General features: G+C 65.5%; 1 pseudogene. It reads right to left on the bottom strand.

What is annotated here, in order from left to right:
• Window positions 1-129, bottom strand: a pseudogene (locus AC0L3N_RS33980) (IS256 family transposase); the annotation flags it as partial.
• Between the last annotated feature and the right edge of the window lie 120 nt (window positions 130-249).

The raw sequence follows: 249 nt of genomic DNA, 5'->3' as shown, positions 1-249 counted from the left end.
CGCGCCGGTGGCGGCCCCAACCTCCAGCTCCATCAGCCGCTCGGCGGCAAAGCCGATCATCTCGCGCAGGATATCGGCGTCGGGGGTCTTCTCTACGAGCGTGCGCAGGTTCATCATGGCGTCGGTCATCGGTGGTTCCTTCGAATCAGGTTGTGTCAGCAACCCAACCCTGCCGAAGAACATCGATGACCGCCGCTACGCCGCTCGCTCGCTACAGCGCTGTTGAGGGCGCGCTCGCGAGCGGCTTCG

The organism is Mesorhizobium sp. WSM4807 (assembly GCF_055811615.1).
This window is presented reverse-complemented; position numbering and strand designations above follow the sequence as displayed.